The 8,684-nt window shown below is 72.4% G+C and carries 6 protein-coding genes; 3 read left to right on the forward strand and 3 right to left on the reverse strand.

Annotated features, from left to right (window positions below; genetic code table 11):
- Positions 1-90: 90 nt before the first annotated feature.
- On the reverse strand, positions 91-1,647 hold the full coding sequence (locus ACE3Q3_RS21355) for an ABC transporter substrate-binding protein (protein WP_374449365.1): 1,557 nt from the start codon (positions 1,645-1,647) through the stop codon (positions 91-93).
- A gap of 196 nt (positions 1,648-1,843) precedes the next feature.
- On the opposite strand from ACE3Q3_RS21355, the gene ACE3Q3_RS21360 reads away from it, so the two are divergent.
- The 3 genes from ACE3Q3_RS21360 to ACE3Q3_RS21370 all read left to right on the forward strand — a co-directional run bounded on the left by ACE3Q3_RS21360 (position 1,844) and on the right by ACE3Q3_RS21370 (position 7,408).
- Complete coding sequence (locus ACE3Q3_RS21360; RefSeq protein ID WP_374449367.1) at positions 1,844-3,037, forward strand: aminotransferase class I/II-fold pyridoxal phosphate-dependent enzyme; 1,194 nt, start codon at positions 1,844-1,846, stop codon at positions 3,035-3,037.
- A 35-nt stretch (positions 3,038-3,072) separates the two neighbouring features.
- Positions 3,073-5,616, forward strand: coding sequence for a DNA translocase FtsK (locus ACE3Q3_RS21365; RefSeq protein WP_374449369.1), 2,544 nt, complete (start codon positions 3,073-3,075; stop codon positions 5,614-5,616).
- Between the two features lie 112 nt (positions 5,617-5,728).
- Complete coding sequence (locus ACE3Q3_RS21370) at positions 5,729-7,408, forward strand: Na/Pi cotransporter family protein (protein WP_374449371.1); 1,680 nt, start codon at positions 5,729-5,731, stop codon at positions 7,406-7,408.
- Positions 7,409-7,536: 128 nt separating this feature from the next.
- Here the strand turns inward: ACE3Q3_RS21370 and ACE3Q3_RS21375 are convergent, their stop codons facing one another.
- Together ACE3Q3_RS21375 and ACE3Q3_RS21380 are read right to left on the reverse strand one after the other, a co-directional pair.
- Positions 7,537-8,103: a HutD family protein gene (locus tag ACE3Q3_RS21375; RefSeq protein WP_374449373.1), complete on the reverse strand. Its 567-nt coding sequence runs from the start codon at positions 8,101-8,103 to the stop codon at positions 7,537-7,539.
- A gap of 11 nt (positions 8,104-8,114) precedes the next feature.
- Positions 8,115-8,684, reverse strand: a 570-nt coding sequence (locus ACE3Q3_RS21380) for an ABC transporter ATP-binding protein (protein ID WP_374449375.1), incomplete at its 5' end; no start/stop codon positions are given.

The following is an 8,684-nucleotide window of genomic DNA, read 5'->3' on the forward strand; positions in this document are numbered from 1 at the left end:
CCCAGACCGCCGGGGGGTTGTTTCTGCGCCCCAGGCCGGCGCCCCGCGGTGGGGGGGGGGGGGGGGGGGGGTGGCGGGGGCCCCCCGCCGCTACTGCCGGGTCACCCCCCACAGCCGCGGCTGGCCCGCGGCCCAGCCCTTGTACCCCTTGACGCCCGGCGCCGAGGCCGAGATGTCGACCCCGTTGTAGAGGACCAGCATCGGCACGTCGGCGAGGAACATCCCGTGCAGCCGGTCGAAGATCGCCTGGCGCCGCGGCCGGTCGGCCACGACCATCGCCTCTTCGAGCAGCTTCAGCGCCTCGGGATTGTCCCAGACCTTGCGCGGCTGGGTCGCCTTCGGGCCGCTCATCATCTCGTAGTTCAGGGCGGCGTCGAGCCGGGCCGAGTACGAGAACGACATCATCTGGTAGTCGCCCTTGAGGTAGCGGTCGAGCTGGGTCGCCCATTCCAGCACTTCGAGCTCGGCCGTGACGCCGACCTGCTGCAGCATGGCCTGCCCGAGCACGGCGGCATCGAACATCGGCCCGTAGCGCTTGTTGGTGAGGATCTTGATCTGTTGGCCGCGATAGCCCGCCTCGGCCAGCAGCTTCTTCGCCAGCGCCGGGTCGTGGGCGATCCGCGCGGCCTGGGCCTTGCCGTAGAAGGAACTGGGGGTCGGCACGATCGAGGCGTTGGGCGTCGCCGTGCCCTTGGTGATGCCGGCCGCGATCTCCGCGGTGTCGATGGCGTGCGCGATGGCGCGCCGCACCCGGACGTCCTGCAGCACCGGATCCCGGGTCTGCAGCAGGAAGCCCGAGACGGACATGGTGGGCGCGATGTCGATCGCGATGTCGCCGCGACGCTTGAGTTCGGCCACGTCCTCGGCCGAGACGTCGGTCGCGACGTCGATCGAGCCCGCGAGCAGCGCCGCCTTGGTCGCGGCCGGATCGGGGATGACCAGGAAGCGGACGCGCTCGACCCCGACCGTCTTGGCGCCGACATAGCCGTCGCGCGGGCCGGGTAGCGGGCGATAGCCGGCGAAGCGCTCGAGCTCGACATACTGGCCGCGCTTCCATTCCCCGAACTTGAAGGGGCCCGTCGCGACCGGGCCCTTCCACTTGCCGTCGGCGTCGACCGAGTCCCTGTGCAGGATCGCCGAGCCGCCGCAGTCGGGCCGCGCCGTCACCGACAGGAACAGCGCCGTCGGCTTGTCGATGTGGAAGACGACGGTGCGCGGGTCGGGGGTCTCGATCGATTCGACGCGGGTCAGCCCCTTGCCGCCGAATTCCGACTGGCAGCGCCACTTGGTCGCCGGATCGAGGTAGCGCTTCCAGGTCCAGGCGACGTCGGCGGCGGTCACCGGCTGCCCGTTGTGGAAGGTCAGCCCCTCGCGCAGGACGAAGGTATAGCGCTTGCCGTCGGCCGAGACGTCGACCTTCTCCGCCAGGAGCGGCGCGACGTCGCCGTTCTCGGTCAGCCCGACCAGCCCTTCCAGGACATGCATCATCACCGCGTCGGTGTTGCCGTCCCGGTTCACCCCCGGATCGTTGGTCCGGATGTCGGCGTTGATGGCGACCCGGAGCGTGCCGGGCGCCTGGGCCGCGGCCGGTCCGGTCAGCGTCCAGGGCGCGGCGATGAGGGTGAGGGCGAGGGCGGCGCGGCGCATGCTTCCGTCTCCGGCGTCGTCGGGGCCAATCGCACGACTATGCGTTTCGTGAAAAGAAAGTGCAATGCTCCGATCGCCCTCGGATTCGTCCCGGCGCCGCCGTTCCCGAACCGCTCTCTGAGCATCGCAGTGCAGACGGTTGTTTCTGCGAAGGTCGGCGGCTACCATCCCCGGCTTCCGGGGGGATTCACCGTCGATGCTGAACGATCGTCTCGAAGCGCTGGGCGACAACCCGTTCTACCGGCTTGCCACGCTGTTGGCCGGGTCCCAGCCACGGGCCAACGAGACGCCGCTGATGATGTCGGCCGGCGAGCCGCAACATGCGCCGCCGGCGCTGCTGGCCGAGACCGTCGCCCGCAACGCGCATCTCTGGGGGAAGTATCCCGGCAACGAGGGCAGCCCCGAGTTCCGCCGCGCCGTCGCGGCCTGGCTCGGCCGCCGCTACGCGCTACCGGAAGGCATGATCGACCCCGACCGCCAGGTCCTGCCGCTCTCCGGCACCAAGGAAGGGCTCTACATGCTGGCCCAGGTGGCGGTGCCGGCCGAGAAGAACGGCCGGCGGCCGACGGTGCTGCTGCCCAACCCGTACTATCACGTCTACAGCGCCGCCGCGGTCATGTCCGGGGCCGAGCCCGTCTTCCTCTCCGCCACCGCCGAGACGGGCTTCCTGCCCGACCTCGACGCCATTCCCGAGGAGGCGCTGGAGCGCTGCGCCGTCTTCTACCTGTGCTCGCCCGCCAACCCGCAGGGCGCGCTCGCCGGCATCGACTACCTCAAGCGCCTGATCGGGCTCGCCCGGCAGTACGACTTCCTGCTCGTCGCCGACGAATGCTACGCCGAGATCTACGACGGGGCGCCGCCCGCCGGCGCGCTGGAGGCGGCGGCCGCGCTCGGCGGATCGACCGACCATGTCGTGGTCATGCATTCGCTCTCCAAGCGGTCGAGCGCGCCCGGCATTCGCTGCGGCTTCGTCGCCGGCTGCCCGGATCTGATCCGGCTCTTCGCCCGCCTGCGCAGCTATGGCGGCCCGAGCGTGCCGATGCCCCTGCTGGCGGCGGCCACCGCGCTCTGGGAGGAAGAGACGCACGTCACCGAGAACCGCGCCCTCTACCGCCAGAAGTTCGACGTCGCCGAGCGCGTGCTGGGCAAGCGCTACTCCTTCTATCGGCCGCCGGGCGGGTTCTTCCTGTGGCTCGACGTCGGCGACGGCGAGGAGGCCACCCGGCGGTTGTGGAGCGAAGCCGCGATCAAGGTCGTCCCGGGCGGCTATGTCGCGAAGCCCGATGCCGACGGCCGCAACATCGGCAAGCCCTATATCCGCGTCGCCCTCGTCCATGACGCCGAGACGGTCGAGGCCGGGCTCGGCCGCATGGTCCGGACCCTGGGCTGACCCCGGGCACGGTCGAACCGAAGACGCAGACGGCGATGGCGAGAGGCAATTTCAGCAAGGACGCGCTGACCCGGGGCTTCATGGAGCGCGCCGCCGGCAGCACCGAGACGGTGTCCCGGTTCCTCCGGCGCCGGCTCGAGGAGACGGCCGGGATCCTGCTGTTTGCGCTCGGCCTCGCCTTCCTGGTCGCGCTCGTCACCTACGATCGCGGCGACCCCTCGTTCAACCGCGCCGTCGACGCGCCGGTCCACAACCTCATGGGCCACAGCGGCGCCTATGCCGCCGACCTGCTGTGGCAGAGCGTCGGGATGGCGGCGCTGGTGATTCCGGCCGTCCTCCTGGCCTGGGGTTGGCGGCTGGCCGCGCACCGCCTCGTCCAGCACGCCGCCTTCCGCCTGATCGCCTTCTTCCCGACCCTCCTCGGCCTCGCCGCCATCCTGTCGCTGCCGCCGGCGCCGGAGGGCTGGTGGCTCCAGGGCGGCTGGGGCGGCTTCACCGGCACCCTGCTGCTGCGGCGCCTGGGCGTGCTGGAGCACATGCTGGGCCCGCTCGGGTTCGGCTTCCTGCTCTTCCTCGTGACGCTGGGCAGCCTCGTCGGCGCCGCCTACGTCATCGGCCTGTCGCGCGCGGAGTGGAGCGGCGCCGGGCGCGGTGCCGGCCGCGCCGGCGGCCTCCTGACGCGGGGCGTCACTGCCTTCGGGGTCCTGCTGCTCCGTCTCTGGGACCAGATGCGCCCGCCGGCGAAGCCCGCGAACCGGGCCCCGGCCGTCGAGCCGCAGCCGGCGGCCCGCTCCCGGGCGACGGCCGGCGCGGCCGAGCGCGTCGAGCCGGTCTTCGCCCGCCGCGGCGCCGAGCCGGACGAACCGCCCGAGCCCGACGACGAACCGGAGCCGGCGCGGCCGGCACCCCCCCCGGTGCGGGCCATGCCGCAGGGCGCGCCCGCCGCCGCGGTGCCGCCCATTCCCGACCCGCGCCGCCCGACGGTCGCGGTCGATCTCGGTGCGCGGCGGCAGGCGGCGGCCGCCAAGAAGGCGCCCGGCAAGCAGGCCGCGCTCGATCTCTCCGTCGACGGGGAGTATCGCCTGCCGCCGCTCGACCTGCTGGCGCCGATCCCGCCCGTGATCGATGCCGGGGTCGACGAGGCGGCGCTGTCGAACAACGCCAAGCTGCTGGAGGGCGTGCTCGAGGACTTCGGCGTCAAGGGCCGGATCGTGAAGGTGCGGCCCGGACCGGTCGTAACCCTCTACGAGCTGGAGCCGGCGCCGGGCACCAAGTCGTCGCGCGTCATCGGCCTTGCCGACGACATCGCCCGCTCGATGAGTGCCGTCTCGGTGCGCGTCGCGGTCGTCCCGGGCCGCAACGTCATCGGCATCGAGCTGCCGAACCGCAAGGCCGAGACCGTGTGGATGCGCGAGCTCCTGTCGGCCGACGCCTACGAGAAGACCTCGGCGCAGCTCATGCTCGCGATCGGCAAGGACATCGGCGGCGCGCCGGTGATCGCCGACCTGGCGCGGATGCCGCACCTGCTGATCGCCGGCACCACCGGCTCGGGCAAGTCGGTCGGCATGAACGCGATGATCCTGTCGCTGCTCTACCGGCTGCCGCCCGACCGCTGCAAGTTCATCATGATCGACCCGAAGATGCTGGAACTGTCCGTCTATGACGGCATCCCGCACCTGCTGGCGCCGGTCGTGACCGATCCCCGCAAGGCCATCGTCGCGCTGAAATGGACGGTGCGCGAGATGGAGAACCGCTACCGCGCCATGTCGCAGCTCGGCGTCCGCAACGTCGAGGGCTTCAACGCGCGCCTCGGCGAGATGGCCAAGCGCGGCGAGGCCGGCAAGCGGCGCGTGCAGACGGGCTTCGATGCCGAGACCGGCGAGCCGATCTTCGAGGACCAGCCCTTCGACCTGAAGCCCCTGCCCTTCATCGTCGTCGTCGTCGACGAGATGGCCGACCTGATGCTGGTCGCCGGCAAGGACATCGAGGCGGCGATCCAGCGCCTCGCCCAGATGGCGCGCGCCGCCGGCATCCACATCATCATGGCGACCCAGCGGCCGTCGGTCGACGTCATCACCGGCACCATCAAGGCCAACTTCCCGACCCGCATCAGCTTCCAGGTCACCTCCAAGATCGACAGCCGCACCATCCTGGGCGAGGCCGGTGCCGAGCAGCTCCTCGGGCGCGGCGACATGCTCTACATGGCCGGCGGCGGCCGCATCACCCGCGTCCACGGCCCCTTCGTCCGCGACGACGAGGTCGAGGAGGTGGTGAAGTTCCTGAAGGCCCAGGGCGAGCCCGCCTACCTCGACGAGGTGACGGAGGACGACCTCGCCGGGGGCGGCGAGGGCGGCGGCGCGGGCGACGACGACGGCGAGTCCGACGGGCTCTACGAGCAGGCCGTCCAGATCGTGATCCGCGAGCGCAAGGCCTCGACCAGCTTCATCCAGCGCCATCTCCAGATCGGCTACAACCGCGCCGCCCGCCTGGTCGAGCGCATGGAGGCGTCGGGGGTCATCAGCGCCGCCAACCATGTCGGCAAGCGCGAGGTGCTGTGGAAGCACGGCGAGGGCGGCTGAACCGGCGACCTTCTCCGATCGCACGACCCGAGGTTTCATCCGGGGCGCGATTCATGCTCCGATGAGGGTGCGCTGCCGGCCGGGTCCATAGCCGCGGCGACCGGAGCCGGCGATGCAGGTCGATCTCTTCAAGGACGTTCTCGTACCCGCCGTCGGCGGGCTCGGCATCTTCATGCTCGGGCTCGAGTTCATGGCCAACGGCATCCAGGCGCTGGCGGTCAACCGCCTCCGCCGGGCGCTGGCGCGCATCGCCGGCACCCCGATCCGGGGGCTCGTCGCCGGCACCGTCATCACCGGCGTCATCCAGTCGAGCACGGCGATGACCGTCATGGTGGTCGGGCTCGTCAATGCCGGCGTGCTGGGGTTGCGGCCGGCCATCAGCGTCATCATGGGCGCCAACATCGGCACCACGCTGACCAACGCCCTGATCGCCCTGCCGCTCGGCCTCTGGGGCCTGCTGGCCGCCGGACTGTCGGCGCTCGGCATGGTCTTCGCGCGGACCGCGGCCGTGCGCAACCTGTGCCTGACCCTGCTCGGCTTCAGCCTGATCTTCTACGGCCTGTCGATGATGACCGGCGGCCTGCGGCCGCTGCGCGCCATGCCCGAGGTCATGGCCGTCATCTCCGGCCTTCGCACCGACGACTATCTCGGGCTCCTCTACTGCATCGTCGCCGCGGCCGGCATCACGGCGCTCATCCATTCCTCGTCGGCGACGATCGGGATCGTGATGGGGCTCGGCGCGTCCGGCGTGCTCGACTGGCAGACCGCGCTCGCCTTCTCGCTCGGGGCCGATCTCGGCACGACCATCACCTCCTTCATCGCGTCGCTGAACCTGTCCCGCAACGCCAAGCGGGCGGCCTATGCCCACATCGCCTTCAACGTCATCGGCATCGCGGTCATGTTTCCGCTCTTCCCGGTCGCGGCGCGGCTGGTGGCGGCACTGGTCGGCGATCCCGGCCAGCCGACGATCGTCGACGGGCAGGCGACCTATCCCCTGGTCCCGGTCGCGGTCGGCGTCTATTCGATCGCCTTCAACATCTTCAACACGGCGCTGCTGTTCCCCTTCGTCGGCACGTTCGAGCGCGTCCTCGCCCGGATCGGCGACGGGCCGGGCGACCATGTCGAGGACTATTCGCGGCCGCGCTTCATCGGCCCGGACGGTCCTCGGGCGCTGGGCGAGGCCGTCGCCGCGGTGCGAAAGGAGATCGCCCGCCTGACCTGGGGCGCTGGGCTCTTCCTGCACATGGCCGAGGGGCGGCCCGGCGCGCCGGACGATCCCGCCGAGCATCGCTTCGCCATCGACGTCCTGGGCCGCGAGATCCGCGGCTTCGCCGCCGGCCTGTTCCGCGATCGCATGGACCATCGCGAGGGCCGGCTGGTCGGCAGTCTCGTGGCCGAGGCCGACCTCGTCTCCGACCTCGGCGAGGCGCTCTACCGCACGGCCGAGCGCATGGCGGGAGTGGAGCTGTCGCCCGCCGGGCGGGACCTCGCGGGACGGCTCTTCCACGCCATGGCCGCCGCGCTGGAGACGCTCGATCCGGCGCCGGCCCGGCCGGCGACCGTCGTCGTGCCGGCGCTGCTGGACGACCTGGCCGACGCGCGCGAGGCGGTGCTGCGCCACGCCCCTGCGGCGACGGCGTCCGAGCGCACCGCTCTCCTGGCGCTGCTGGCGAGCGCCGACCGGACGATCCGGCTGGTCGAGCGCATCGACGCCGAACGCCGTCTCGCCCCGGACCCGGCGATCCCGGCCGGAGCGCCGGCGCCGCCGCCGCCGGACGCCGTCATCGCCTGACCCCCGGCGGTCGGCGGTGACGGCGGCGGACGGCGTCACCGCCTCGACCGCCACCGCCTGCGCCGCCGTGCGAGGGCGCGGTTGCCGGAGCCGACGGAGCGCCCGGTGCCGCAGGATCGCGAGGGCCGCTAGCGATCGTCCCAGAGTTCGACCCAGGCCAGGACGGTGCCCGCCGCCGCGTCGACCGGCACCGCCTCGTCGGGCAGGAGGCGGACGGCGTCGGCCGCCGTGAGCCGGACGTCCCGTCCGGGCAGGTCGGCGGCGCCGCGCAGAAGCACGGCCAGCGTCACCGGCGCCGTCCCCGCCAGGGATGTCCGACCGGCGAGCGGCCGCCGCTCGAGCCGATGCCGCCAGCGGCCGCGCGCGGTCATGACGTTGAGGGCGATGACCGGCCCGTCGAGGAGGACGCAGCCGGTCGCGACATCGCCTGCGAAGGCGAACGGCGGTGCGTCCGGCCCGAGCCGCGCCGGCACTCCCGCGGGCGAGAGTTCGACGCCCCGGCCTTCCGTGACCAGGAAGGTCCGGTCGATGCCCGGGAAGACGGAGAAGGGGCCGGACGCCGCGATCCAGGCGCGGCTGATCCGCCAGTCCATCGTCGACCAGTCGGCGCCGGGCGGTCCCGACGCGATGTCCTCGGCCTCGCCGCCGCCGTTCTTCCAGGGAATGCGCCGGCGCCCGGCCGCGCGCAGGATCACGGCCGCGGGACTCAGCGCACCACCGCCATCTGCCGCGGGTCGAACTCTACCCACACGCCGGCGCCGACCTCGAAGACGTCGAAGGGCGGGGCGGCGACGCGCAGCCGCTGCTCGGTTCCGGGCAGGGTCACGCCGTAGTCCCAGGTCTCGCCGAGGAAGATCCGGCTGGCGACCGCGGCCGGCAGGCTGGGCGTTCCCGCCGGCGGCGCGTCGCGGTGCAGGCGCATGCCCTGCGGGCGGATCGACACCGAGGCCGCGTCCGCGCCGTCGGGCGGCGCCAGCCCGAGCATGCCCGCAGGCAGGGCGAAGCCGCCATCGAAGCCGATCTCGCCGTTCCGCCACCGCGCCTCGAGCAGGTTGGTGCGGCCGATGAAGCCGGCGACGAAGCGCGTCTTCGGCTGCGTGTAGAGCCGGTGGGGCGCGTCGACCTGCTCGATCCGGCCGGCGTTCATGACGGCGATCCGGTCGGAGGTCGCCATCGCCTCCGCCTGGTCGTGGGTGACGTAGACGGTGGTGATGCGGAACTCGTCGTGCAGCCGGCGGATCTCGAAGCGCATCTCCTCGCGCAGGTTGGCGTCGAG

This window comes from Allostella sp. (genome assembly GCF_041913585.1).
Classification (GTDB): domain Bacteria; phylum Pseudomonadota; class Alphaproteobacteria; order ATCC43930; family Allostellaceae; genus Allostella.